At 59.3% G+C, this 25,855-nt stretch carries 24 protein-coding genes; 11 read left to right on the top strand and 13 right to left on the bottom strand.

What is annotated here, in order from left to right; all coding sequences use genetic code 11:
• Window positions 1-84: 84 nt before the first annotated feature.
• A complete protein-coding gene (locus GA0061101_RS03725) occupies window positions 85-1,500 on the bottom strand; it encodes an RsmB/NOP family class I SAM-dependent RNA methyltransferase (protein WP_425349991.1) in 1,416 nt (471 codons plus the stop codon).
• On the bottom strand, window positions 1,491-2,477 hold the full coding sequence (gene htpX / locus GA0061101_RS03720; protein WP_047559400.1) for a zinc metalloprotease HtpX: 987 nt from the start codon (window positions 2,475-2,477) through the stop codon (window positions 1,491-1,493). The genes GA0061101_RS03725 and htpX overlap by 10 nt, the downstream gene beginning before the upstream one ends.
• Before the next feature lie 108 nt (window positions 2,478-2,585).
• On the opposite strand from htpX, the gene GA0061101_RS03715 reads away from it, so the two are divergent.
• Together GA0061101_RS03715 and GA0061101_RS03710 are read left to right on the top strand one after the other, a co-directional pair.
• Window positions 2,586-2,813: a DUF1674 domain-containing protein gene (locus tag GA0061101_RS03715; protein ID WP_047559527.1), complete on the top strand. Its 228-nt coding sequence runs from the start codon at window positions 2,586-2,588 to the stop codon at window positions 2,811-2,813.
• Between the two features lie 84 nt (window positions 2,814-2,897).
• The gene (locus tag GA0061101_RS03710; RefSeq protein WP_092573246.1) at window positions 2,898-3,890 is read left to right on the top strand and encodes an alpha/beta hydrolase family protein; all 993 of its coding nucleotides are present in this window, start codon (window positions 2,898-2,900) and stop codon (window positions 3,888-3,890) included.
• 80 nt (window positions 3,891-3,970) lie between these two features.
• Here GA0061101_RS03710 and acs read toward each other — a convergent pair whose 3' ends face one another.
• Window positions 3,971-5,929, bottom strand: coding sequence for an acetate--CoA ligase (gene acs / locus GA0061101_RS03705; protein WP_037195645.1), 1,959 nt, complete (start codon window positions 5,927-5,929; stop codon window positions 3,971-3,973).
• A 222-nt stretch (window positions 5,930-6,151) separates the two neighbouring features.
• On the opposite strand from acs, the gene GA0061101_RS03700 reads away from it, so the two are divergent.
• Window positions 6,152-6,856: a DUF1013 domain-containing protein gene (locus tag GA0061101_RS03700; RefSeq protein WP_037195643.1), complete on the top strand. Its 705-nt coding sequence runs from the start codon at window positions 6,152-6,154 to the stop codon at window positions 6,854-6,856.
• Between the two features lie 259 nt (window positions 6,857-7,115).
• On the opposite strand, the gene GA0061101_RS03695 is transcribed toward GA0061101_RS03700, so the two are convergent.
• A complete protein-coding gene (locus tag GA0061101_RS03695) occupies window positions 7,116-7,775 on the bottom strand; it encodes a YggS family pyridoxal phosphate-dependent enzyme (protein ID WP_037195641.1) in 660 nt (219 codons plus the stop codon).
• Between the two features lie 200 nt (window positions 7,776-7,975).
• Between GA0061101_RS03695 and leuS the strand changes: the two genes are divergently transcribed.
• Genes leuS through holA form a run of 3 tightly spaced genes read left to right on the top strand, consistent with a single transcriptional unit; the run spans window position 7,976 to window position 12,168 of the window.
• Entirely contained in the window at window positions 7,976-10,606 is a 2,631-nt protein-coding gene (leuS, locus tag GA0061101_RS03690; protein ID WP_092573068.1) for a leucine--tRNA ligase, read from the top strand.
• Complete coding sequence (gene lptE / locus GA0061101_RS03685; protein WP_037195635.1) at window positions 10,596-11,117, top strand: LPS assembly lipoprotein LptE; 522 nt, start codon at window positions 10,596-10,598, stop codon at window positions 11,115-11,117. The genes leuS and lptE overlap by 11 nt, the downstream gene beginning before the upstream one ends.
• 13 nt (window positions 11,118-11,130) lie before the next feature.
• Complete coding sequence (gene holA / locus GA0061101_RS03680) at window positions 11,131-12,168, top strand: DNA polymerase III subunit delta (protein ID WP_092573067.1); 1,038 nt, start codon at window positions 11,131-11,133, stop codon at window positions 12,166-12,168.
• Between the two features lie 123 nt (window positions 12,169-12,291).
• On the opposite strand, the gene GA0061101_RS03675 is transcribed toward holA, so the two are convergent.
• The 8 genes from GA0061101_RS03675 to hemE form a co-directional block, all read right to left on the bottom strand.
• Complete coding sequence (locus tag GA0061101_RS03675; RefSeq protein WP_037195629.1) at window positions 12,292-13,176, bottom strand: ParB/RepB/Spo0J family partition protein; 885 nt, start codon at window positions 13,174-13,176, stop codon at window positions 12,292-12,294.
• A gap of 31 nt (window positions 13,177-13,207) precedes the next feature.
• Entirely contained in the window at window positions 13,208-14,005 is a 798-nt protein-coding gene (locus GA0061101_RS03670) for a ParA family protein (protein ID WP_092573066.1), read from the bottom strand.
• 22 nt (window positions 14,006-14,027) lie between these two features.
• Entirely contained in the window at window positions 14,028-14,645 is a 618-nt protein-coding gene (gene rsmG, locus GA0061101_RS03665; protein WP_047559383.1) for a 16S rRNA (guanine(527)-N(7))-methyltransferase RsmG, read from the bottom strand.
• 25 nt (window positions 14,646-14,670) lie between these two features.
• Window positions 14,671-16,551 carry a tRNA uridine-5-carboxymethylaminomethyl(34) synthesis enzyme MnmG gene (mnmG, locus tag GA0061101_RS03660; protein ID WP_092573065.1) on the bottom strand — a complete coding sequence of 627 codons (1,881 nt, stop codon included), beginning with the start codon at window positions 16,549-16,551 and terminating at the stop codon, window positions 14,671-14,673.
• Between the two features lie 108 nt (window positions 16,552-16,659).
• Complete coding sequence (mnmE, locus tag GA0061101_RS03655) at window positions 16,660-17,997, bottom strand: tRNA uridine-5-carboxymethylaminomethyl(34) synthesis GTPase MnmE (RefSeq protein WP_245297433.1); 1,338 nt, start codon at window positions 17,995-17,997, stop codon at window positions 16,660-16,662.
• A 138-nt stretch (window positions 17,998-18,135) separates the two neighbouring features.
• Window positions 18,136-19,401, bottom strand: coding sequence for a transcription termination factor Rho (gene rho / locus GA0061101_RS03650; RefSeq protein WP_092573064.1), 1,266 nt, complete (start codon window positions 19,399-19,401; stop codon window positions 18,136-18,138).
• 199 nt (window positions 19,402-19,600) lie between these two features.
• Window positions 19,601-20,146 carry a protoporphyrinogen oxidase HemJ gene (hemJ, locus tag GA0061101_RS03645; protein ID WP_092573063.1) on the bottom strand — a complete coding sequence of 182 codons (546 nt, stop codon included), beginning with the start codon at window positions 20,144-20,146 and terminating at the stop codon, window positions 19,601-19,603.
• Window positions 20,146-21,180: a uroporphyrinogen decarboxylase gene (gene hemE / locus GA0061101_RS03640; protein ID WP_092573062.1), complete on the bottom strand. Its 1,035-nt coding sequence runs from the start codon at window positions 21,178-21,180 to the stop codon at window positions 20,146-20,148. The genes hemJ and hemE overlap by 1 nt, the downstream gene beginning before the upstream one ends.
• Before the next feature lie 401 nt (window positions 21,181-21,581).
• Here hemE and GA0061101_RS03635 point away from each other — a divergent pair, with 401 nt between their 5' ends.
• Genes GA0061101_RS03635 through dnaQ form a run of 5 tightly spaced genes read left to right on the top strand, consistent with a single transcriptional unit; the run spans window position 21,582 to window position 25,221 of the window.
• Entirely contained in the window at window positions 21,582-22,403 is an 822-nt protein-coding gene (locus GA0061101_RS03635) for a pyruvate, water dikinase regulatory protein (protein ID WP_037195616.1), read from the top strand.
• 33 nt (window positions 22,404-22,436) lie between these two features.
• Complete coding sequence (locus GA0061101_RS03630; protein WP_092573061.1) at window positions 22,437-23,036, top strand: Maf-like protein; 600 nt, start codon at window positions 22,437-22,439, stop codon at window positions 23,034-23,036.
• Window positions 23,029-23,889, top strand: coding sequence for a shikimate dehydrogenase (locus GA0061101_RS03625; protein ID WP_092573060.1), 861 nt, complete (start codon window positions 23,029-23,031; stop codon window positions 23,887-23,889). Before GA0061101_RS03630 ends, GA0061101_RS03625 begins: the two co-directional genes overlap by 8 nt.
• On the top strand, window positions 23,886-24,503 hold the full coding sequence (gene coaE, locus GA0061101_RS03620; RefSeq protein WP_092573059.1) for a dephospho-CoA kinase: 618 nt from the start codon (window positions 23,886-23,888) through the stop codon (window positions 24,501-24,503). Before GA0061101_RS03625 ends, coaE begins: the two co-directional genes overlap by 4 nt.
• 1 nt (window position 24,504) lies before the next feature.
• Window positions 24,505-25,221, top strand: coding sequence for a DNA polymerase III subunit epsilon (gene dnaQ, locus GA0061101_RS03615; protein ID WP_092573058.1), 717 nt, complete (start codon window positions 24,505-24,507; stop codon window positions 25,219-25,221).
• Window positions 25,222-25,304: 83 nt separating this feature from the next.
• On the opposite strand, the gene secB is transcribed toward dnaQ, so the two are convergent.
• Entirely contained in the window at window positions 25,305-25,787 is a 483-nt protein-coding gene (secB, locus tag GA0061101_RS03610; protein WP_037195603.1) for a protein-export chaperone SecB, read from the bottom strand.
• Between the last annotated feature and the right edge of the window lie 68 nt (window positions 25,788-25,855).

Below are 25,855 nucleotides of genomic sequence, written 5' to 3'. Positions count from 1 at the left end.
GTTAAAAAGAGGTTACACATATACCAATTAAGGACATGTTACCGGATTCTTAACTGATGCGCGAAAGATGCGATAAGAGTGCGACTAACGCGTGCGTCGCAGCATGGCGGCGAAAAATCCGTCGAGACCGGAGGCAAAGCCGCCGGTCAGCGGCAGCATGTCCGGCGTGGTACGGAAAGCGCCGAGAGGTGAGATCGCTGCTTCGAGGCCGGGCCAGTCGCCGGGCGTGATCGGAACGCGCTCGACACTATCAGTATCGGCGAGAAGACGGGCAACCAGATCCTCGCCTTCTTCGGGATCGAGCGAACAATTGGAGAAGACCACCAGGCCGCCGGGCTTGACCAGCGTCAGGGCATGGCGAAGCAGGCGCTCCTGCAAGGCGGCAAGCTTGGCGATATCCTCCGGGCCCTTGGTCCAGAGCACGTCGGGATGACGGCGGGTGGTTCCCGTCGAGGAGCAGGGGGCATCGAGAAGGGCGGCATCGAAAAGCGCGTCGGGCTGATATTTGTTCATATCGGCAACGACGGTCTCCGCCTCCAGCCCGAGACGCGCCAGATTGGCCGACAGCCTCTTCAAACGATTGGCGGATTGATCGAGAGCCGTGACCTTGCCGCCGGCAAGGATCAACTGCGCCGTCTTGCCGCCGGGCGCGGCACAGAGATCGACGATCCGCTTGCCGGCGAGCGAGCCGAACAATTTCGCCGGAATACTGGCGGCGGCATCCTGCACCCACCATTCGCCCTCATCGAAGCCCTCAAGCGAGGGAATCGGCCCTTCGAAAGCGGCGAGCCGCACGCCGCCGGTCGGCAGCACCACGCCATTGAGGCGTTTCGCCCAGCCTTCGGCATCGGATTTCACCGTAAGATCGATCGCCGCCGGCTCAAGCTGCGTGTCCGAAATTTTGAGTGCAGCCTGCGCCCCGTAGGCTGATTCCAGGCGGGAGAGAAACCAGGCCGGCATCGCCGGCACGCTTGCGACCTGTTCTAGAATGACCTGCTTCTCCCGCCCGATGCGCCGGAGAATGGCGTTGACCAGCTTGGCAAAGCGGCGATTGCGGGGATCGCGATTGGCCTGCTCGACGGCAAGATCGACGGCGGAATGATCCGGCACATCGAGATAGAGCATCTGCGCAGCACCGACCACCAGCACGTGATGCAGGGCGCGAGCGCCTTCCGGCAGCGGCGCATCGAGCAGAGACGATATCGCCGCTTCGATGCGCGGCAAATGCCGCAGCGCGCTGTTCAGGATGGCGCGCACTAGCGCCCGATCGCTATCGCCGAGCGCCTTGTAGGCTGGATTGCCGCCCTCCGCATCCAGCATGCCGTCGAGCGGTGTCTTGCGGTCGATGACGGCAGCCAGAATCTTCGTTGCGGCCGCGCGCGCGGCAAAGCCGGGCTTTGCAGGCGCCGAATCATGCTGGCGAGCCTCAGCCGGCCCCTTGCCCGATCCTCTTCGGTCCTTGTTGAAAGCTTTGTTTTTCTTGTCAGAACTCAAGACCAGGGTCCCTTCGGCGGTTGCGAACCACCGCGACCCGTATTCGGTACGGAGCGCGATTTGCGTTCCGGATTAGCAGTCAAGACCGGTCCCGTCGAGCCAAAGCCGGACGGCGCCCTGGCCGAAGGGCCGCCGCCGCCACCATAGCGCGCCATTTCATGCAATGCGGCGATGCGGTTTTCCGTGTTCGGATGCGTCGAGAACAGATTGTCCATGCGCTCGCCCGACAGCGGATTGATGATGAACATGTGCGCCGTCGCCGGATGGCCTTCGGCCGCTTCGTTCGGGATATGCTCCGCCCCACGGGCGATCTTGCCGAGCGCCGAGGCCAGCGACAGCGGATTGCCGCAGATTTCGGCGCCACGGCGGTCGGCCGAATATTCACGCGTGCGGCTGATCGCCATCTGCACCAGCATTGCCGCCAGAGGGGCGACGATCATCGCCAACAGGACGCCGATCATGCCGAGCGGATTGTTGTTGTCGCGGCGGCCGCCGAAGAAGAAGGCGAAGTTGCCAAGCATGGAAATGGCGCCGGCAAGCGTCGCCGTGATCGTCATGGTCAGCGTGTCGCGGTTCTGCACATGCGCAAGCTCATGCGCCATCACGCCGGCCACTTCGTCCGGCGTCAGCGCATGCAGCAGGCCGGTCGAGGCGGCAACAGCGGCGTTTTCCGGGTTGCGGCCGGTGGCGAAGGCATTCGGCTGCGGACTGTCGTAAAGATAGACCTTCGGCATCGGCAGGCCGGCATTGCGGGCGAGATCCCGGATGATCCGGTAGAATTCCGGGGCGCTGCGCTCGTCCACTTCCTGCGCATTATAGGTGGAAAGCACCATGCGGTCGGAATTCCAATAGGAAAAGAAGTTCATGCCGGCGGCGACGACAAATGCGATCAGCATGCCCGATTGACCGCCGATCAGATAGCCGACGCCCATGAACAGGGCGGTCATGAAGGCAAGCAGCATGGCGGTACGCATGAGATTCATCGAGGGGTCTCCAACACATCTGTCGTCCAAACCTTTTTCTTTACGGCCGGACGCACTATGATTTGGCTATTCATCCGCCTATTTCAACGGTTCCGGACCGATCGCCTCATGCAGACAGCAGATAACGACAATAAATTAGACACCGAAGCCGGTGAAATCACCCGCAAGCCGCTCTCGCCCGCCGCCAGGCGCGCGCTGGCAGAAGCGGAAGAGCGCCGCAAGGCGCAGGAAGCTCAGGCGCAGGCCGAACTCCCCCCCGAAATCGGCGGCCGCGGCGGCGCCGATCCCGCCCGTTTCGGCGATTGGGAGATCAATGGGCGGGCAATTGATTTTTGAGACACATTGCTCATCACCATGATGAGAAGGAGCCACTACGCCCAATAGCCGATACTGCTATCGTGGGGAAACAGAGGGGAAATGATGCCTGTAGGTTTCTCCCAGGGACTGTCCTTCGATCAGAGCCGAACAAATTGGGATGGTACAGGCCCCCGGCCACTCGCTTGGTCTGTTTGGTACCCGGCCAACGATGAAGCGATAGAGACGCCACCATTGGCGCCATCATGGTTTAAGCAGGAAGCCGTCGCGTACGATGCGCCGATCAAGCTGACGTCCGATCCGCTGCCGGTCGTCATGTTGTCCCACGGCTCGGGCGGCGTCGCGGGCGGCTTGAGCTGGCTTGGGCATCGTCTGGCGCAATCCGGCTTTGTTGCCCTGGCGATAAACCATCATGGTCACACGGGCTCCGAGCCCTACAGGCCCGAAGGCTTCCTGTGTCTCTGGGAACGGGCCAGCGATTTAAGCGCATTGTTCGACGCCGATGATTGGAAAGAGGTTCTGGGAGCGACATTCGAGAACCGCGCCCACGTCGCCGGCTTCTCCGCCGGTGCTTATACGACGCTGCTGCTCTTGGGAGCACGCGTGGCATACTCCCAGTTTGAACCTGATAATCCTCGAAAGAGCCCAGTGCGAGGCCCAAGGGAATTCCCTGATTTGGCCAAGCATATCCCTTCACTTCTACATGACAGAATTTTTCTGGAGTCGTGGAATCGGCGAAGGGAAAACTTCAAGGACGAAAGATTTGTGAACGGGCTGGCGATTGCGCCTGGCCGCTCGGTTCTCGGCTTTGCCGAGGACAGCCTCGAACAAATAAATGCGCCGGTTCAAATTATAGGAGGCGATGCGGATACCATCGCTCCCGCGAACGAATGCTGCGTTTGGCTTCACGAAAAGATCCGACCCAGTTCCCTTGAGATCCCCCAGGGAGGAGTAGGTCATTACACCTTTTTACCAGAACCCACGCCGCAAGGCATAAAGACGTCGCCGGAGATATTTTATGACTCCGGTTTGCAGCGAAGAAGCGTACACGATCATGTCGCTCGCTCCGCGATTACCTTTTTCAGAGCTTCCGGATGAGCCTTGAAAATTAGACGAGGATTTAGCCTCGTCTAATCCTGAGGGATTCTCCCTACCAGCCGAAGCAGCGCGGGGTTCACCTAAGCCGCATCGGCCTTGTTCTGCCTGTTGGCGATCAAATCATCAACGACAGCCGGATCGGCCAGCGTCGACGTATCCCCAAGCGCGCCGAAATCGTCCTCGGCAATCTTGCGCAGGATGCGACGCATGATCTTGCCGGAGCGGGTTTTCGGCAGGCCTGGGGTGAACTGGATCTTGTCCGGCGAGGCGATGGGGCCGATTTCGGTGCGAACGTGCTTCACCAGCTCCTGCCGCAGCGCGTCCGAACCTTCCTGGCCGACCATCAGCGTCACGTAACAGTAGATGCCCTGGCCCTTGATCGAATGCGGATAGCCGACGACAGCCGCCTCCGAAACATGCTTGTGCGATACCAGTGCCGATTCGACCTCGGCCGTGCCGAGGCGATGGCCTGAGACGTTGAGCACGTCATCGACACGGCCGGTGATCCAGTAATAGCCGTCCTCGTCGCGCCGGCAGCCGTCACCCGTGAAGTACTTGCCCTTGTAAGTCGAAAAATAGGTCTGGATGAAGCGCTCGTGATCGCCATAAACAGTGCGCATCTGGCCGGGCCAGCTGTCGGCGATGACGAGATTGCCGTCGGCCGCACCTTCCAGCACATTGCCTTCGCTATCGACCAGCTCCGGCTGGACACCGAAAAAGGGCAGGGTGGCCGAACCGGGCTTCAGGTCCGTCGCGCCCGGAAGCGGCGTGATCATATGGCCGCCGGTTTCCGTCTGCCACCAGGTATCGACGATCGGGCTGCGGCTGTCGCCGACCACCTTGTAGTACCATTCCCAGGCTTCCGGATTGATGGGCTCACCCACCGTGCCGAGCAGGCGCAGGCTTGAGCGCGACGAACGCTTGACGAAATGATCGCCGGCACCCATCAGCGAGCGGATCGCCGTCGGTGCGGTGTAGAAGATATTGACCTTGTGCTTGTCGATGACATCCCAGAAGCGGCCCTGGTCGGGATAATTCGGTACGCCTTCGAACATCAGCGAGGTCGCCCCGTTGGCGAGCGGCCCATAAACGATGTAGGAATGGCCGGTCACCCAGCCGACATCGGCCGTGCACCAGTAGATATCGCCGGGGTGATAGTCGAACGTATATTCATGCGTCATCGCCGCATAGACGAGATAGCCGCCCGTCGTGTGCAGCACGCCCTTCGGCTTGCCGGTGGAACCCGACGTATAGAGAATAAAGAGCGGATCTTCCGCCTTCATCTTCGCAGGCGGACAATCCGCCTTCACCTTGGCGATAGCCTCGTGATACCAGAGATCGCGGTCGGCCTCCCAGGCGACCTTGCCGCCGGTGCGGCGGACGACCAGGACATTCTTGACCGCAACCTTCTGCTTGGCCGCGATCTGGATCGCCTTATCGGTGTTTTCCTTGAGCGGAATGGATTTGCCGCCGCGAACGCCTTCGTCGCAGGTAATGACAAAGGTCGATTCGCAATCGACGATACGACCGCCCAGCGCCTCGGGCGAAAAGCCGCCGAAGACGACCGAATGCACCGCGCCGATGCGGGCGCAGGCGAGCATGGCGTAAGCCGCTTCCGGGATCATCGGCATATAGATGGTGACGCGATCGCCCTTCTTGACCCCGTGCTTCTTCAAGACGTTCGCCAGTCGGCAGACCTGCTCGTAGAGCTCGTTATAGGTGATCTTCTTGTCGATATAGGGATTGTCGCCTTCCCAGATGAAAGCGACGCGGTCCCCGTGCTTCTTCAGGTGCCGGTCGATGCAATTGTAGGAGACGTTGGTCACGCCGTCCTCGAACCATTTGATCGAGACCTTGCCGGTAAACGACGTATTCTTGACCTTGGTATAAGGCTTGAACCAGTCGAGGCGCTTGCCATGCTTGCCCCAGAATTTGTCGGGATCCTCGACGCTCTGCTGATACCATTTCTGGTATTTCGCCTTATCGATCAAAGCACGCGCCTTGACCGGTTTCGTCACCGGGTGAATCTTTTCCGACATAGTCTCCTCCTCGAATTCCGGCACCCCTGTCGCAATTATGGGTGCTCTTTCCGCCCAATCAATAGCAGGTCAAACTACGACAGCAATTGGACAAAGTGCATTTCATACTCAAAGAATTGCAATTCCGCGACACTACCGTTATATAGGGCAATATTTCCCGGACAATGTGGTGTTACACCCCGGACCGCGACACCGGCGCGGACTGACAGAAGGACTATATCTATGGCTCAACAATTGCTCATGCCGAAGGCAACTGCCATCTGGCTTGTCGACAATACAGCCTTGTCATTCGACCAGATCGCGCAGTTCTGCAAGCTGCATCCGCTCGAAGTGAAAGCCATTGCCGACGGCGAAGCCGCACAGGGCATCAAGGGTCAGGACCCGATCTCGACCGGCCAGCTTTCGCGCGAGGAAATCGCCCGCGCCGAAGCCAATCCGAACCACAAGCTGAAGCTCTCCGAGCCGAAGGTTCGCGTGCCCGAATCGAAGCGCCGCGGCCCGCGTTACACGCCCGTCTCCAAGCGCCAGGACCGCCCGAATGCCATTCTCTGGCTGGTGCGCAACCATCCGGAATTGAAGGATGCGCAGATTTCCCGCCTCGTCGGCACCACCAAGTCGACCATCGAGCAGATCCGCGAGCGCACCCACTGGAATTCGGCCAACCTGGCACCGATGGATCCGGTGACGCTCGGCCTCTGCAGCCAGATCGACCTCGACATGGAAGTCGAAAAGGCCTCCAAGGGCCGTCCGCTGCCGACCGCCGCCGAACTCGGCGCGACGCTGCAGCCCGCCCAGGAAACCGAAAAGCTCGGCTTCAGCTATGAGCGTGACGAGCCTAAGGAAAAGGAAATCGACGCCGACGCCGTCTTCGCCAAGCTGAAATCGCTGAAGTCGACCACCCGCGACGACGACGACGATCAGTTCTGAGATCCGGCATTATCGGTTGCAAATACGAAGGCCCCGTCGAAATCCGGGGCTTTTTGTTGCTGAGCAGCCGCGGGCCATACTCGATAGAACCAAGTTCTATACAACGACCGTGCGCAGAAGGTTAGCGCCTCATGGTGAGGTGCGTAGGCTCCTGAGCTTGTCGAAGGGGCCGTAGCCTCGAACCACGAGGGCGAATGGTGGACGACCACACGCATCTCTGCCCGACCCATGACGGCGTTGCCTTTGTTTTCGATTGGATCTACCGCGCCCCGAAAATCGCTGAGCCGACGCGAACGCTTGTCGCGCCAAAGGCGACGGCAATTTCATAGTCGCTTGACATGCCCATGGAGAGCTTTTCCACGCCTGCTTTTTTGGCAAGCTTTGCGAGCAAGGCAAAATGCGGCCCCGGATTCTCGTCCGCCGGCGGAATGCACATCAGGCCTTCGATCGAAAGTCCGAGCTCCTTGCGGCAGAGATCGACAAAGGCGGCGGTATCGTCAGGTGCGATCCCAGCCTTTTGCGGCTCCAGACCGGTATTCACCTGCACATAGAGCCTGACGGTCTTGCCTTGCCGCTTCATTTCATCGGCGATCGCACGGGCGATCTTTTCCCGATCGATCGTTTCGATGACATCGAACAGCGCCACGGCATCGACGGCCTTGTTCGATTGCAGCGGCCCGATCAGGTGCAGCTCGATCCCAGGCGTCTCGGCCTTCAGCTCTGGCCATTTGCCCTGGCTTTCCTGCACGCGGTTCTCGCCGAACACGCGCTGACCGGCCGAAATTGCCGGCCGGATCGCAGCGGCATCGAACGTTTTGGAAACGGCAACGAGCTGCACGGCACCATCAGGCCGACCGGCCTGACGCTCCGCCGCCGCGATGTGGGAACGAACTTCGTTCAGGCGCTCTTGAAGTTCCATCTTTTCGCCTCGATATTCACGCTTGCTTCTCAGACTTTGCAGTAATGAGGCGAGCGGCCTTTGCCAAGGGCGAATGCGCCGGAATCCAGCTTTGCTTTGCAAGATAAGGCACTTGCCGCGCCTGCTAAACTTGACGCTTGGGTGGTTTCGTGGTGAAGGTCACGCCTTAATCCCCATGATTTTCCGGAATACAAAATCAGATGACGACCGAACGTTATAATCCGCGCGACGCCGAGCCTCGCTGGCAGCAGAAATGGAACGAGGACGAGGTCTTCGTGACCGACAACGCCGATCCGCGGGAGAAATACTACGTTCTAGAGATGTTTCCCTATCCGTCGGGCCGCATCCACATGGGTCATGTGCGCAACTACGCCATGGGCGATGTCGTTGCCCGCTACAAGCGGGCGCGCGGCTATAACGTGCTGCACCCCATGGGCTGGGATGCCTTCGGCATGCCGGCGGAAAACGCCGCCCGTGACAACAAGGTGCATCCGAAGGAATGGACCTACCAGAACATCGCCTCGATGCGCACACAGCTGAAAGCCATGGGCCTGTCGCTGGACTGGAGCCGCGAATTCGCCACCTGCGACGTCGACTACTATCATCGCCAGCAGATGCTCTTCATCGACATGATGGAGAAGGGCCTGGTCTATCGCAAGAAATCCAAGGTCAATTGGGACCCGGTCGACAACACCGTTCTTGCCAATGAGCAGGTCATCGACGGGCGCGGCTGGCGCTCCGGCGCCCTGGTCGAGCAGCGCGAGCTGACGCAGTGGTTTTTCAAGATCACCGAATTCAGCCAGGAGCTGCTTGATGCCCTGGACACGCTCGACCATTGGCCTGAAAAAGTACGGTTGATGCAGAAGAACTGGATCGGCCGCTCCGAAGGCCTGTCCATCCGCTGGGAGATCGTGCCGGAAACCGCGCCCAATGCCGATCGCGAGATCACGGTCTACACGACGCGTCCCGACACGCTGTTTGGCGCGTCCTTCCTGGCGATATCGGCAGATCATCCGCTGGCCAAGGAAGCCGCTGCGAAGGACCCGGCCATCGAAGCCTTCTGCGAGGAGTGCCGCCGCGCCGGCACCTCGCTGGCAGCACTCGAAACCGCCGAGAAGAAGGGCATGGACACCGGCATCCGCGTCCGTCATCCCTTCGACCCCTCCTGGGAATTGCCGGTCTATATCGCCAATTTCGTGCTGATGGATTATGGCACGGGCGCCATCTTCGGCTGCCCGTCGGGCGACCAGCGCGACCTGGATTTCGCCCGCAAGTACGGCCTGCCGGTCGTTCCCGTCGTCATGCCCGCTGATGGCGATGCTGCGAGCTTTACCGTCGGCGACGTCGCCTATGACGGCGATGGCGTGATGATCAATTCGCGCTTCCTTGACGGCATGAGCACCGAGGAAGCCTTCCAGACGGTGGCGACGAAGCTCTCTGAGACGAGCCTCGGCAACACGCCGCAGGCCGAACGCAAGGTGAATTTCCGCCTGCGCGACTGGGGCATTTCCCGTCAGCGCTATTGGGGCTGCCCGATCCCGGTCATCCATTGCGATGACTGCGGCGTGCTGCCGGTGCCGAAGAAGGATCTGCCGGTCAAGCTGCCTGACGACGTGACTTTCGACCAGCCGGGCAATCCGCTCGACCGGCACGCCAGCTGGCGGCACGTCGCCTGCCCGCAATGCGGCAAGGATGCCCGTCGGGAAACCGATACGATGGATACCTTCGTCGATTCGAGCTGGTATTTCGTCCGCTTCACCGCACCTTGGGAAAACCAGCCGACCGACCAGTCAGCAGCCAACCGCTGGCTGCCGGTCGATCAATATATTGGCGGCATCGAGCATGCGATCCTGCATCTGCTCTATTCGCGCTTCTTCACCCGCGCCATGCGCGAAACCGGCCATCTTGACGTCAAAGAGCCCTTCAAGGGCCTGTTCACGCAGGGCATGGTGGTGCACGAAACCTACAGCCGCGGCCAAGGCCTGACGCGCGAATGGGTATCGCCGGCCGATATCAGCATCGAGGAAGTGGACGGCCAGCGCCGGGCAACGCTGCTGTCGACCGGCGAGAACATCGCCATCGGCTCCATCGAGAAGATGTCGAAGTCTAAGAAGAACGTCGTCGATCCCGATGACATCATCGCGTCCTACGGTGCCGATACCGCGCGCTTCTTCGTGCTTTCCGATTCGCCTCCCGATCGCGACGTCATCTGGTCTGAAGCGGGCGTCGAAGGCGCCCACCGTTTCACGCAGCGCATGTGGCGCCTGGTCTCCGAAGCGGCCGAGGCTCTGAAGTCCGTCGAGCCGACTCCGGCTAAGGAGGGCGAGGCGCTTGCGGTTTCACAGATCGCGCACCGCACGCTGAAGTCCGTTCAGGGCGATTACGACAAGCTCGCCTTCAACAAGGCCGTGGCGCGCATCTACGAATTCGTCAACGCGCTGGCTGCGCCGCTCGGCAAGGTTGCGACTGGCCAGGCCGACGCCGCGTACTGCTCCGCCGTTCGTGAAGCCGTCGAGATCCTGATTGCGCTGGTTGCGCCGATTACGCCGCATCTGGCCGAGGAATGCTCGGCAGCACTCGGCAATAGCCACATGATCGCGACCAGCCCTTGGCCGACTTATGACGAGGTGCTCGTCGTCGAGAACGAGATCATCTATCCCGTTCAGATCAACGGCAAGAAACGCGCTGAATTGACAATCGCGCGCGATGCAGATCAGAATGCCGTCCAGCAGGCCGTGCTTGGCCTGGATGCCGTCAAAAGCGCGTTGAATGATCAGGCGCCAAAGAAGATCATCGTCGTTCCACAGAGGATCGTAAACATTGTCGTCTGATAATCTTTTCAAATTCGCCCGCATTGCCGGCGTAGCATCTCTGATGGCCGCTGCCGGCCTTCTGTCCTCCTGCCAGGTCAAGCCGCTCTATGCCGTCAGCACCGGCGTGACGCAGAAGCTGTCCGAGGTCTCTTTCTCAGACGCCACTTCGCGCGTCGGCCAGCAAGTCCGCAACCAGCTGATCTTCATCGCCGGGCGCGGCGCCGGCGAGACCAAGACACCGAAATACACCGTCGATCTGGGCGTCAGCTCGGGCACGGGCGGCGTTATCTACCTGCCGTCCTCCGATACGTCGGGAGCTGGCCGTACGACCGTCACTGCATCCTTCACGCTGAAGGATGCCAGCAACGGCAAGGTACTGAAGTCCGGCAGCCGTTCGGTCACATCGCTGGTGGATTTCCCGTCGCAGGAATTCGCCAAGCAGCGTGCGATCCGCGATTCGGAAGATCGCGCTGCCCGCGAGGTCGCCGAAATGGTGGCTGCCGACATCGCTGCCGCGCTCAGCCGCTGATCAAGAGCGCGGCATGGCGGAAATCAAGTCTCACGAATTTGACGGATTCCTCCAAAATGCCGCGCGGAACTACCGGATTTTCGTCGTTTATGGCCCGGATCGCGGCCTGGTTTCCGAACGCGCGGCCCAAATCGCGGCCAAGACCGGCGTCGATCTGAAAGATCCTTTTTCCGTTATCAAGTTCGATGTTGCCGACCTGCAGAGCGATGCAGGCAGGCTGCTTGACGAAGTCAATGCCATCGGCCTCTTCGGCGGCGAGAAGCTCGTCTGGATTCGCGGCGCCGCCAACGAAAAAAGCCTCGTCGATTCGTTGCAGATCATCGCTGATAGCCCGCCGGATGCGAGTTTTGTCATCATCGAGGCAGGCGATCTCAAGAAGGGGTCGGGGTTGCGCAAGGTAGCCGAACCGTCTCGCGCGGTCGCGACAATTCCCTGCTACGCAGACGACATTCGCGCGCTCAACGGTCTCATCGATACTGAGCTGGCAAATGAAAATCTCCGCATCACGGCCGCGGCCCGCCAGGTGCTGTTGGAGCTTCTCGGCGGCGACCGTATTGCCTCGCGCAACGAAGTCCGCAAGCTGGCGCTCTATTGCCGCGGGCAGGGTATGATCGAGGAAGGGCATGTTACCGATATCATCGGCGATGCCAGCGCGATCTCCACGGACGACGCCGTCGACGCCATCCTGAAGGGTGATTCGGAAGCGTTGCTGCATGCCATGCAGAAGATCGCCACCTCGAAAACGCCGATGTTTCTCGTGCTGCAGGGCTGCCTGAGGCAATTTCAATTGCTCGATACGATGCGGGCCGAAATGGACGAAAAGCGACTGGCGCCAGCGCAAGTCATGCAGACACTTGGGCGCCACCTGCATTTTCGCCGCAAGCCGATCATCGAGCAGGCACTCAAGAGTTGGACAGCGCCAGCCATTGCCCGCGAAATGAACAGGCTGCAATCCGCCGTCCTGCAGACGCGCCAGCGCGCCAGCCTGGAGGATACGATCGCCACCCAGACCCTGCTGGCAACGACGCTGCAATCCGCCCGCAAGGGCTGATGTTTCACGGGAAACATGTTTCCGCGCACATCAGCGCTTCATGGGATCGCTTATGCGGGCTAACCTATTGTTTTCTATGCAATTCAAGACGAAAAACCGTTGCGGACTTTTCCCGCAACCGCTCTAGCGCCGTTCCAGCAGCCGGCAAATCTCTTCCAGCTGCTCGAGGGTCTTGTAGGATATCTTTACCTGACCGCCATTGCCGCGATGGTTGATCGCGACATCCAGTCCGAGCGCATCGGACAGGGTACGCTCGAGCGCCAGCGTATCGGAATCCTTCTCGTCCTTGCGGGTTCCTGCGGGACGGGGATCGTTCTGGGCCTTGATGTCATTCTGCGCCAGACGCTCGGCATCACGGACCGACATGCCCTTGGAAACGATCGTGCGGGCAAGGGTCGCGGGGTCGGAGGTCGACACCAGCGCGCGCGCATGACCAGCGGAAAGGCTACCGGCGGCGAGCATATCGCGCACTTGATCGGGAAGCTTCAGAAGACGCAGGGAATTGGCGACATGGCTGCGGCTCTTGCCAATGATCTCGCCGAGATCATTCTGGGTATAGCCGTGCTCGGCAATCAGCTGCTCATAGCCCAGCGCTTCTTCGAGCGGATTGAGATCCGCACGCTGAACGTTTTCGACGATGGCAATTTCCAGCGCGGTCTTGTCGTCAACATCACGAACGATGACCGGGATCTCGACAAGGCCGGCCAGCTGTGCCGCGCGCCAACGTCTTTCGCCGGCTATTATTTCATAACGATCGGTCGAAACGGGGCGAACGACGACCGGCTGCACAATCCCGTGCTGGCGAATGGAGCTGGCGAGATCATGCAGCTCTGTTTCGTCGAAATAACGACGGGGATTTCGCGGGTTGCGGGCGATGAATTCGATCGGCACCATACGATCCGGATTGACCGGCGGTCTTCCAACGTCCACCGGCGTCGGCTGGTCCATCTCTCCGATAAGAGCCGCCAATCCGCGCCCGAGACGCCGTTTCGAAAGATCATCATTCATCGCCGATACTCACCCTGGAACAAATATTATATCAGGCTGCAGCCTTACGCTGCCTCTCCCTTTGAATCACTTCCGAAGCCAACTGCAAATAAGCTTGGCTGCCCGCGCACTTCAGGTCGTAGAGAATTGCCGGCTTGCCATAAGAAGGGGCCTCGGACACGCGAACGTTGCGCGGAATCAACGTATGGTAGACCTTTTCACCCAAATGCGTGCGAACGTCGTTCACGACCTGCTGCGCGAGATTGTTGCGGGAATCGAACATTGTCAACACGATACCCTGAATGTCGAGCGATGAATTGACGGTACGCCGAACCTGATCCACCGTCTCAAGCAATTGACTAAGGCCTTCAAGAGCGAAGAACTCGCACTGCAGCGGTACCAACACCGAGTGCGCGGCCGCCATGGCATTCATGGTTAACAAATTAAAAGAGGGCGGGCAATCGACCAATATATAAGAGAAGGCGAGGGCGTCCGAACCGGACAACGCACGTCGAAGCCGAAAGACGCGATCCGGCTGTTGCGCAATTTCCATCTCGACGCCAAGCAAGTCCATTGTCGATGGCACGATAAAGAGATTCGGTACAGCAGTCTCCAGGACGGTTTCCAGGATCGTATGCGTACCGGTCAAAATGTCATAGGATGAAAGCTTCCGATTTCGTCGCTCGATGCCCAGGCCGGTACTGGCATTGCCTTGCGGATCGAGATCAACGATCAACACGCGCTCGCCGATCGCGGCGAGGGCCGTGGCCAGATTGATCGCGGTCGTCGTCTTGCCAACGCCGCCCTTCTGATTTGCGATGGTAATAATCCGATTTCGCTCGCCGATCATCTGCCGCACATCCAATTTATGGTTAAATCAGGCGCCGAAGGCGGCTTAACTCCAGAATAACAGAATCCCGCTCAACGACACTCTGGTGTTTTAACAGATCGAATCCCCAACGACCACGGGCTTTCTGAAGCTCGCGCTCGTAATCCCGGCCTTTGTGGAGCAAGAGACGTATATTTTCGTTGCGCTCCACCCACGGGGCGGCGTAGTCCAGCAACATGTCCAGTTCCGCAAGGGCGCGCGCGGAGATCACATCGCAGTTCTGAATAGTCGCTGGAGCCTCTTCGATTCGGACGGCATGAACTGTGCCACGAGCGCCGCATTCACGTAGACAAACCCTGAGAAAGGCCGCTTTTTTCTGGTTGCTTTCGACCAGATCGACATGGCCTTCACCCTGCTCGGCTAGCAAAATCGCGGTAATAACGCCCGGAAACCCGCCCCCGCTGCCCAGGTCGACCCAGTGAGCAGGTTTTGGATGTAGCTGGAAGATCTGCGCGCTATCGGCGATATGTCGTCGCCAGAGGTCATCGACCGTCGACGGCGCAACCAGATTGATCGTCTTAGCCCATTTTTGAAAGAGTTCCGCAAAATGCTGCAGACGTTCCTGTGTTTCACGTGAAACACGTACACCGTTTAATTCCATAATTGGACTCTCAAACCTTGCAGGATCAGGAAACGAGCTTCCGCTCATCAACACTGCCCAGCTTTCTCAGATGAGCCAGCAACAACGATATTGCTGCCGGCGTCATTCCGTCAATGCGCGAGGCCTGGGCGATGTTCTTCGGTCGGGCCAGGCTCAGCTTCTGCTTCAGCTCATTGGATAAGCCGGACAGAACGGCGAAATCAAACTCCGCAGGGATAAGGCGTTCTTCCTCGCGCCGCGTCTGAACGATATCAGCGGTCTGCCGGTCCATGTAGACGGCGTAAGCGGCCTCGATTTCCACGGCCTCGACAACACCTCGCTCAATCGAACGCAGTTGCGGCCAAAGCTTGGACAGCGATTCGATGGATTGACCGGGATAAGAAAGAAGCTCGTAAGCTGAGCGCCGCTGGCCGTCCTTGTTCAGATGCAGCCCCGTCTTCTCGGCCTCACTCGGCGTCACATTCAATTGCTTCAACTGGTTGCGAGCCTGCCCCAGCTTTTCCAGATAGGTGTTGAACCGCACGCCACGTGCAGCGGTCACACATCCGATCGATAGGCCAACCGGCGTCAGGCGCACGTCAGCATTGTCCGCCCGCAGCGACAGACGGTATTCCGCGCGCGACGTGAACATGCGATAGGGCTCGGCGACACCGCGCGATGTAAGATCATCGATCATCACACCGATATAGGATTCGGTGCGGCTGAGCTCAATTGCTTGACCACCAGAGGCAAAACGCGCGGCATTCAGGCCCGCAACCAGGCCCTGCGCGCCGGCTTCCTCATATCCAGTTGTGCCGTTAATCTGGCCGGCGAGGAAAAGACCGGGAATCTTTTCCACTTCCAGGGACAGTTTCAGCTCGCGAGGATCGACGTGATCATACTCGATGGCGTAGCCGCATTGTAGAATCCGAACTCGTTCCAGACCCGGAATGGTTCTGATGAAGCTTTCCTGTACATCCTCGGGGAGCGACGTCGATATACCGTTGGGATAGATCGTCGTGTCATCCAGCCCTTCGGGCTCAAGAAAGATCTGGTGGCCATCACGTTCCCCGAACTTGACGATCTTGTCCTCGATCGACGGGCAATAGCGCGGTCCAACTCCTTCGATCTGGCCGGAATACATGGCCGAGCGCTTCAGATTGTCGGCAATGATCTTGTGCGTCGCCGGCGTCGTGCGGGTGACGCCACATTCGATCTGTGGATTCACGATGGAATCCGTCATGAAGGAAAAAGGCGTCGGATCTTCATCCGCACCCTGGCGGCCGACCGAATCCCAATCGATCGTCGTGCCATCCAGGCGTGCCGGTGTGCCGGTCTTCAGACGACCAAGCGCCAAGCCATGACGCAGCAAAGTGCCGGATAGCCCGATCGACGGTTCTTCCCCGACCCTGCCAGCTGGAATTTTCTTGTCACCGATATGGATCAAGCCGCGAAGAAAAGTCCCCGTCGTCAGCACCACGGCGCCGCAGGGGATCACTCTGCCATCCTTCAAGGTGACTGCGGAAACTCGCCCATGCTCGATGGCGAGATCGAATGCATCACCTTCGATGATATCGAGATTCTCGATCACGGCGATCTCCGCCTGCATAGCCAGGCGATAGAGCTTACGATCAGCTTGCGTTCGCGGACCGCGGACGGCTGGCCCCTTCTTCCGGTTCAGCATGCGAAACTGAATGCCGGCCGCGTCAGCCACTCGCCCCATCAGGCCATCAAGCGCGTCGATCTCGCGGACCAGATGACCTTTTCCAAGGCCGCCGATCGCCGGGTTGCACGACATCACACCTATTGTACTACGCTTGTGGGTGATAAGCGCCGTACGCGCGCCCAGGCGCGCAGCCGCAGCAGCTGCTTCGCTGCCCGCATGGCCACCGCCCACGACGATCACATCATATGTTCTGACGAGCATTATCAAAGTCCTCGTAATGCCGCTTGTTTGGCACAGCGATTTCAGGAGTCAAGAAGGTTTCACGTGAAACGTTATCTCTGGTGTGCCGATCGCGCTGTTTCACGTGAATCATTTGCCGATACAGAATTCCGAGAAGATGACATCCAGCAAATCCTCAACATCCACGCGGCCCGTAATCCGACCGAGACTATTTGCGCTCCGTCGAAGATATTCCGCCCGTATATCAAGGCCGGCCGAAATGGAGGCGACCGCTGCCGTCAGCGCCTCTAAGCTATCCGAAAGAAGCGTACGATGACGCGTTCTGCTCGGCAAAGCCAGAGAGAGGGAACTGGAGCGGCCTCGCAGATCCTCCAGCAGCAACGCATGCAACTCGGCAAGACCAGCTCCCGTGGCGGACGAGATGCGCAGTTCATAGTCGCCGTCAGCTTCATCGGGATAAATGTCGGATTTGGTACCGATCCTGACGACTCTGCCGGTAAATCCCGGAAACTCCAGTTGAGCCCGTTCACCGATCTCCGCCAGCGAAAGGACAATATCGGCATCAGCGGCCGTCCTCAGCGCACGCCGAATGCCCTCACGCTCCACGACTTCGTCCGTATCGCGCAGACCCGCAGTATCGTAGAGCTTAACGGCGTAGCCATCGATATTGAGATCGACATGCAGAACGTCACGGGTCGTCCCGGCAATTTCGGCAACGATCGCCACCTCGCGGCGCGCCAGCACATTCATCAGGCTCGACTTGCCGGCATTCGGAGCACCGGCAATCACCACCTTCAATCCGTCCCGAATGATCTCGCCGAAATCCGCTCCCGCAAGATGATCCGCCAATTCCAATCGGAGCTTGGCCATGTCGCTCCAGACCAGATCCGAAACCGAGCCCGGCACATCTTCCTCGTCGGCAAAATCCAGTTCCGCCTCGATCAGCGCGCGGGCGCGCGTCAGGCGATCCGCCCATCCGTCATAGAGCTGCGACAGACCACCGGCCGCATGTTCCATCGCCAGGCGCCGCTGCATCTCCGTCTCAGCGCTGATGAGATCGGCTAGACCTTCGACCTCGACAAGATCCATCTTGCCGTTTTCCAATGCCCGGCGAGAGAATTCACCATGTTCCGCAAGGCGGCATTGTTCGAACGTCGCAAGCTCAGCCAGCAGCGCGGCAACGACAGCTTTACCGCCGTGAACATGAATCTCCGCACAATCCTCGCCCGTAAACGAGTTCGGCCCGGGAAAAACGAGCACCAAACCGCGATCAAGAACAAGACCGTTACGAGTCCGAATCGTTTTCAAAACAGCTTGCCGCGCGGCCGGCAACGATCCGGCAAGCGATTCTGTGACTTCCAGAGCCTTAGCGCCACTCATGCGGATCACGGCGACGCCGGAGGGAAGGCCACCGCTGGAGAGTGCGTAGATCGTGTCGCTGGTCACCTGCATGGATTTGGTCCGCATCCGAATCGATTCCGAGTGGAGGCTCATTATCCTTCTCTGGGGTACGGCCTCAAAAGAAATCGGGCCGCCCAAGGCGACCCGATGATATCACATTGTGGGCGCCACCATAATGGCGCCGCCGATGAATCCGGCTAATGATTATGTGTTCATCGACTCGAAGAAATCCGGATTGTTCTTCGTCTGCTTCAGCTTGTCGATCAGGAACTCGATCGCATCGGTGGTACCCATCGGGGCCAGAATACGGCGGAGGACAAAGATCTTCTGGAGATCCTGGCGCGGAACCAGCAGGTCTTCCTTGCGCGTACCGGACTTGAGGATATCCATGGCCGGGAAGATGCGCTTGTCGGCGACCTTGCGGTCGAGAACGATTTCCGAGTTACCGGTGCCCTTGAATTCTTCGAAGATGACTTCGTCCATGCGGCTGCCGGTATCGATCAGCGCGGTCGCGATGATGGTCAGCGAGCCGCCTTCTTCGATATTACGCGCGGCACCGAAGAAGCGCTTCGGGCGCTGCAGTGCGTTGGCGTCGACACCGCCCGTCAGGACCTTGCCGGAAGAGGGAACAACCGTGTTGTAGGCGCGGCCGAGGCGGGTGATGGAATCGAGCAGGATGACGACGTCCCGGCCGTGCTCGACAAGCCGCTTGGCCTTCTCGATCACCATTTCGGCGACCTGGACGTGACGGACGGCCGGCTCATCGAAGGTCGACGAAATCACTTCGCCGCGCACGGAGCGCTGCATGTCGGTGACTTCTTCCGGACGTTCGTCGATCAAAAGGACGATCAGGTAGCAATCCGGGTGATTGGCGGTGATCGAATGGGCGATGTTCTGCAACAGAACAGTCTTACCGGTCCGCGGCGGAGCGACGATCAGGCCGCGCTGGCCCTTGCCGAGCGGCGCCACGAGATCGATGACGCGCGGCGAAAGATCCTTCGTTGTGGGAACGTCGAGTTCCATACGGAAACGATCGTTCGGATAGAGCGGCGTCAGATTGTCGAAGTGGACCTTGTGACGGATCTTTTCCGGATCGTCAAAATTGATCGTGTTGACCTTCAGCAACGCGAAATAGCGCTCGCCTTCCTTCGGGCCACGGATCGGCCCCTCGACCGTATCGCCCGTCTTCAGCGAGAAGCGGCGGATCTGAGAAGGGGAGATGTAGATGTCGTCCGGGCCGGGAAGATAGTTGGCATTCGCGGAGCGAAGGAAACCGAAGCCGTCCTGCAGAACCTCGACGACGCCCTCGCCGATGATTTCCACGTCCTGGCTTGCGAGCACCTTCAGGATCGCAAACATCAGTTCCTGTTTGCGCATCGTGCTGGCGTTTTCGACCTCGAGCGACTCGGCAAAGGCCAGGAGATCGGTCGGGGATTTGTTTTTCAGTTCTTGAAGCTTCATTTCAGCCATGAAGGGAATTACTCGTTTTTTTATGAGGGGAAAGGCAATGTTGTTCGAATTCAGAACCGCGATAGGGGCGTTCGCGGGAGACAGAATGGATACATGCCACGAAGAAGAGATGGCGGGAAAATAGCGATTCAGTCTATGGCCCGCAAGGGGGGCAGGCAAAATGAAGGAAATTTAACTCCGCCGCTAAAAAAGACCCATCTCACGCAAAGGGTTTCACGACGACAAGTATGACGATCAGGATCATCAACAGCGTCGGCGCCTCGTTCATGAGACGCCAATAACGCGCCGAATGCTTGTTCTCATCGCGGGCAAAGGCGCGCGCCGCGCTGCTGAAGTGACCATGAACAGCTGATAGCACGACAACCAGCCCTATCTTCGCATGTAGCCAGCCGCCCTGGAAATCATAAACCGACCAGGCAAGATAGAGCCCGAAAATCCAGGTCAAAATCATCGCCGGCGTTATGATGTAGCGCAACAGGCGCTGTTCCATCACCTTGAACGTCTCGGATTGCTGCGAACCAGGTTCGGCATCGGTATGATAGACGAAAAGCCGCGGCAGGTAGAACATGCCGGCCATCCATGAGATCACCGCGATAATGTGAAGGGCCTTGATCCAGAGATAGAGATCGGCCGGATGCCAGGCGAAGAGCCCGATCGCCAGGGCTGCGAAGATCAGGATCATGAAATAGGCACGTCGCCCGGCTCTCCGGCCCGGAGCTTTGTCCGTCTGCTTCTCCGTCGTCATCAGCCTCTCCATCCCCGCACGCGCTCGACGAGTGCGGCGACATTGGCCGGGTCCGCCTGCGGCGTTATCCCGTGTCCGAGATTGAAAATCAGCGGGCCGTTCCCGAGATGCTGCAGGATATCATCGATCCCTTCCTCCAAAGCCCTGCCGCCGGCAACGACGCGCATCGGATCGAGATTGCCCTGCACTGGGCCCTCCTGCTGCAGCTCCCGGGCGAAAGCCAGAGGCACCGACCAGTCCAGACCGATCGCATCCGCACCGGTCTTCTGCCGGTAGGTCTTCAATTGATAGCCCGCACCCTTGGCGAATGCGATGATCCGCGCCTGCGGCCGGCGTGCCTTGACCGACGCGATCATCCTTGCGACCGGCCTGACGGCGAAGGCCTCGAATTCCTTCTCGCCGAGTACACCAGCCCACGAATCGAAAATCTGCACGGCATCGGCACCAGCATCGATTTGCGCCACGAGATAGTCGGCGGATATGTCGGCGAGCAGCGTCAGAAGATGTTCGAACGCCTTCGGGTGACGGTAGGCGAACAATCGGGCGGGTGCCTGATCCGGCGTGCCGTGACCGGCGATCATATAGGTCGCAACGGTCCAAGGCGCGCCACAGAAGCCGAGAAGCGTCGTTTCGGGGGGGAGATCCCGCCGCAACCGCCGCACCGTCTCCATGACCGGCGCAAGATGGGCAATCACGCCTTCCGGCTTCAAAGTCAGGATGCCTGTCTCGTCGATCGGATCCATCTCGGGGCCATGTCCCTCGGTAAAGCGGACATTGCGCTTCAATGCGTCAGGAATGACGAGGATGTCGGAAAACAGGATGGCGGCGTCGAAACCGTAGCGGCGTATTGGCTGCAGCGTCACTTCCACAGCATATTCGGGCGTATAACAGAGATCGAGAAAGCTTCCGGCCTTGGCGCGCGTCTCGCGATATTCTGGCAGATAACGACCGGCCTGTCGCATCAGCCATAGAGGGGGAGGGCTCACCGTTTCTCCACCCAGCACCCTTATAATCTTCCGACGTTCACCGGTCAAAGACATCATCCCATATAAAATCAAATATATATCTTAAGGTTTCTATTTCTTAGAGTCGGTGACTATCAAGGATTAAAGTTCATTCATCGCCTATCCAATTTGTCGCGCCTCGCCAGCAACATTTCAGGAATTTACGCGCGGCTATGGGGATATGCGGAAAGCAAAGCAGATCTTCTAATCTTTTGAGTAGGTTGCCGTGAATTGCACTCTCAAGCCTTCTGGGGATAAGTTGGGGAGAGGCGCGGAACTTCCCACCTTGTCCACATTGCCCACAGGCAACGCGGAAGCGACCGGACGAAAAACCCAAATGTGGAAAACTCGGCAGTTTTCCCCTTGCCCAGGACAGGCCGCTTCTCGTACCTCTTTTTTTCCCGGGATATTAACAGGCGATGGAAAGTAGCGTGGAAAACCGAACAAGCTTCTTTCATCTTCACCTGATTTCTGACTCAACGGGAGAGACTCTAATCTCGGCCGGTCGGGCCGCATCCGTTCAATTCCATGCCACGCAGCCGATCGAGCACGTCTATCCGCTGATTCGGAATCGCAAGCAGCTTCTGCCTGTACTCGAAGCAATCGATCACAGTCCCGGCATTGTCCTCTATACGATCGTCGATCGCGAGCTTGCCGACTTCATCGACGAGCGTTGCCGGGAGATGGGCGTGCCCTGCGTCAATGTTCTCGAGCCGGTCATGAATGTCTTTCAGACCTATCTCGGCACGGCATCGCGTCGCCGGGTCGGGGCGCAGCATGTGATGAATGCCGACTACTTCGCGCGCATCGAAGCGCTGAACTTCACCATGGATCATGACGACGGGCAGATGCCCGATGATTATGACGATGCCGACGTCGTCATTATTGGCATCAGCCGCACCTCGAAGACGCCGACCAGCATCTATCTTGCAAACCGCGGTATCAAGACCGCCAATATTCCGATCGTGGCGGGCATGCCTTTGCCGGAAAGCCTGGCCAGGGCGACGAAGCCGCTGATCGTAGGCCTGGTGGCAACAACGGATCGGATTTCGCAGGTGCGCGAAAACCGCATTCTCGGCACGACGCCCGGCTTCGATCGTGGCGACTACACGGATCGCGCCGCCATCTCCGAAGAGCTGAAATATGCCCGCTCGCTCTGCGCGCGGCACAATTGGCCGATCATCGACGTCACGCGTCGGTCGATCGAAGAGACTGCGGCCGCCATTGTTGCCCTGCGCCCCAAGCTGCGCTAAGCGCTGCACATCGCTATTTCAAAGGCAGCCGTCATGACCGTGCCCCTTATCCTTGCATCGTCCAGCCCGTTCCGGCGGATGTTGATGGAAAATGCCGGATTGCATTTTCAAGCCATCGCCGCCGATATCGACGAGCGCGCAATCGAAGCGCCGTTGGAACGCGATGGCGCCGGTCCGGATGCCGTAGCCCTGGTGCTGGCCAAGGCGAAGGCGAAAGAGGTGAGCGATCGCTTTCCCGGTTCGTTCGTCATCGGCTCGGATCAGACCATGTCGCTCGGCAGCCGGGTCTTCCACAAGCCGAAGACCATCGCGGATGCCGAAGAGCATCTGCGGATCTTGTCGGGCCAGACACACCGGCTCAACAGCGCCATCGCTCTGGTGCGCAACGGCGATATCATTTGGGAACATGTGTCACACGCCAACTTGACGATGCGTGAGCTATCGGCCGATTTCATCCATCGGCATCTCACCCGTGTCGGCGAGAAGGCGTTGTCGAGCGTCGGTGCCTATCAGCTCGAGGGGGAGGGCATCCAACTCTTCTCCAAGATCGACGGCGACTATTTTACCATAGTGGGATTGCCGATGCTGCCGCTTCTCCAGCAGCTGCGTGAATTGGGAGCGATCGATGGATGATTCACGTGAAACACAATCTCCGAAAGCCTTCGTCACGGGCTATCCGGTCAGGCATTCCCGCTCGCCGCTGATCCACGGCTATTGGCTGCGCCAGCTCGGCCTTGCCGGCAGCTACCGTGCGCATGAAGTCTCCGCGGAAGACTTTCCGGCGTTCATCGCTTCGCTCAAGGAGCGCTCCGGCGGTTTTGTCGGCGGCAACGTGACGATCCCGCACAAGGAGGCGGCTTTCAAATTGGCGGACCGGCCGGACGAATTGTCTGAGGAGCTTGGCGCTTCCAATACCCTATGGCTTGAGGAGGGGCTGCTTCACGCGACCAACACCGATGGTCGCGGCTTCACGGCAAATCTCGATGAACGCCATCCGGGCTGGGATCGCAGCGAGCGCGCCGTGATCCTCGGAGCGGGCGGCGCCAGCCGCGCCGTCATACAGGCAGTGCGCGATCGCGGCTTCCCGGAGATCCACGTCGTCAACCGCACCGTCGAGCGGGCACAGGAATTGGCGGATCGCTTCGGCGACCGGGTTCACGCACATCCTATCGCCGCACTTCGCGAAGTCATGCAGAACGCAGGCCTGTTTATCAACACCACGTCGCTTGGCATGGATGGCGAGGCTGCCCCGCGGATCGATTTCTCGCCCCTTGCGGATGGGGCTGTCGTGACGGACATTGTCTATGTGCCGCTGAAGACGCCGCTTCTGACCCAGGCGGAAGATCAGGGCTTTGCCATTGTCGACGGTCTCGGCATGCTGTTGCATCAAGCGGTGCCGGGCTTTGAAAAATGGTTCGGAAAACGCCCGGTGGTCGATGAGGCTCTAAGGGCTTTAATCATCGCCGACATGGACAGGCACATATGATCAGAATCGGCCTCACGGGATCGATCGGGATGGGAAAGTCGACCTCGGCGAAACTGTTCGCCGAAGCCGGTATTCCGGTGAACGACTCCGATGCCGTGGTGCATGATCTCTACAGCAACGGGGCGGTTCCGTTGGTCGAGGCTGCTTTCCCCGGTTCGACCAGGAATGGGATGGTCGATCGGCAGGAGCTTGGCCGCCAGCTTTCGGGTGATCCCTCCGGCTTCAAGCGACTGGAGGCCATCGTCCATCCGCTGGTGCGCGAGCGCGAGCGCCTGTTCCTCAAGCGCCAACGGCAAGCCGGCGTCGATATGGTGGTGCTCGATATCCCGCTGCTGTTCGAAACCGGGGCGGACAAAAGGGTGGATAAGATCGTCGTCGTCAGCTGCGATCCACAGATTCAAAGGCAAAGGGTGCTTGCCCGGCCGGGCATGACAGAGGAAAAATTCGATATGATTCTCTCTCGCCAGACGCCGGACGCGGAAAAGCGGGCGCGCGCCGATTATGTCATCGATACCGGCCGGAGCATCGATGCGGCGCGCGAACAGGTAAAAGAGATCATAGCGGACCTGCGGCAAAAGCCGCCGACTGACGAATCAAAAGGCGGAGAGCCCTGATATGCGCGAGATCATTTTCGATACGGAAACCACCGGGCTCGACAACAGGGCGGACCGTATCATCGAAATCGGCGGCATCGAGCTCATCAACCATTTCCCGACCGGTAACACGCTGCACCTCTTCATCAATCCAGGCGATCGCAAGGTTCATCCGGACGCACTCGCCGTGCATGGCATCACCGACGAGTCCCTGAAGGACAAGCCGCCCTTCGCCGATGTCGCCGATCAGATCCTCGAATTCTTCGCCGACGCCAAATGGATCGCACACAACGCCACCTTCGACATGGGCTTCGTCAATGCCGAATTCGCCCGGCTCGGCCGGCCGCCGATCCTGCCTGATATGGTGATCGACACCCTGGCCATGGCGCGCCGCAAGCATCCCATGGGGCCGAACTCGCTGGATGCGCTCTGCCGGCGCTACGGCATCGACAACTCACATCGCACTCAACACGGAGCGCTTCTCGACTCCGAGCTGCTTGCCGAAGTCTATATCGAGATGATCGGTGGCCGGCAGACCGCTCTCGGCCTCGGCAGCAGCAACGGTTCATCGGCGCGCTCCCGTCAGAATGACGAGGGGGAGGAGATTGTTGTCGATGTCTTCGTGCGGCCCGAGCCTTTGCCAGGCAGGGTGAGCGAAGAAGAACTGTCCGCCCATGCGGCGCTGATTGCCAAGCTCGGCGCGAAGGGGATCTGGTCCAAATATCGCGCTTCCGAATAGAAGCGCATTTCGAGGCACCAAAAGAAAATGCCCGGACATTGATCCGGGCATTTTCTTTTCTATCGATGATAGGCGGTGAAGGCTTAGTTCGGAACGGCCGAAACCTGGGCGCGGGCCTGCTCTTCGGCCATGCGCTGCGTGAACATCTGCGCGAAATCGATCGGGTCGATCATCAGCGGCGGGAAGCCGCCGTTGCGGGTGATATCGGCGATGATCTGACGCGCGAAGGGGAACAGCAGGCGCGGGCACTCGATGAAGAGCAGCGGCAGCATGTGTTCCTGCGGGAAGCCGGTGACGCGGAAGACGCCGCCATAGACCAGCTCGGTATGGAAGAGAACGCGCTCGCCATCCTTGGCTTCGGCATTCAGCGTCAATACGACGTCGAAATCCGAATCAGACAGCGGATTGGCGTTGACGTTGACATTGATATTGATGTCGGGAGCATTTTCCCGGGCCTGAAGCGAGCGCGGAGCACCCGGATTTTCGAAGGAAAGATCCTTGGTGTACTGAGCAAGGATGCTAAGGCTCGGGCTGGCTGCGCCGTTGCCGCTGGTCTCGTTGGCCATGGGGGTGTCCTCTCACGTCAATAGGTGTCGCCATCTAGCATTTCGAATTGGGGCTTACAACCCTTATG

This window comes from Martinezella lusitana (genome assembly GCF_900094565.1).
GTDB lineage: Bacteria > Pseudomonadota > Alphaproteobacteria > Rhizobiales > Rhizobiaceae > Rhizobium > Rhizobium lusitanum.
The sequence above is the reverse complement of the archived record's forward strand: the minus strand, read 5'-3'. Positions and strand labels throughout refer to the sequence as shown.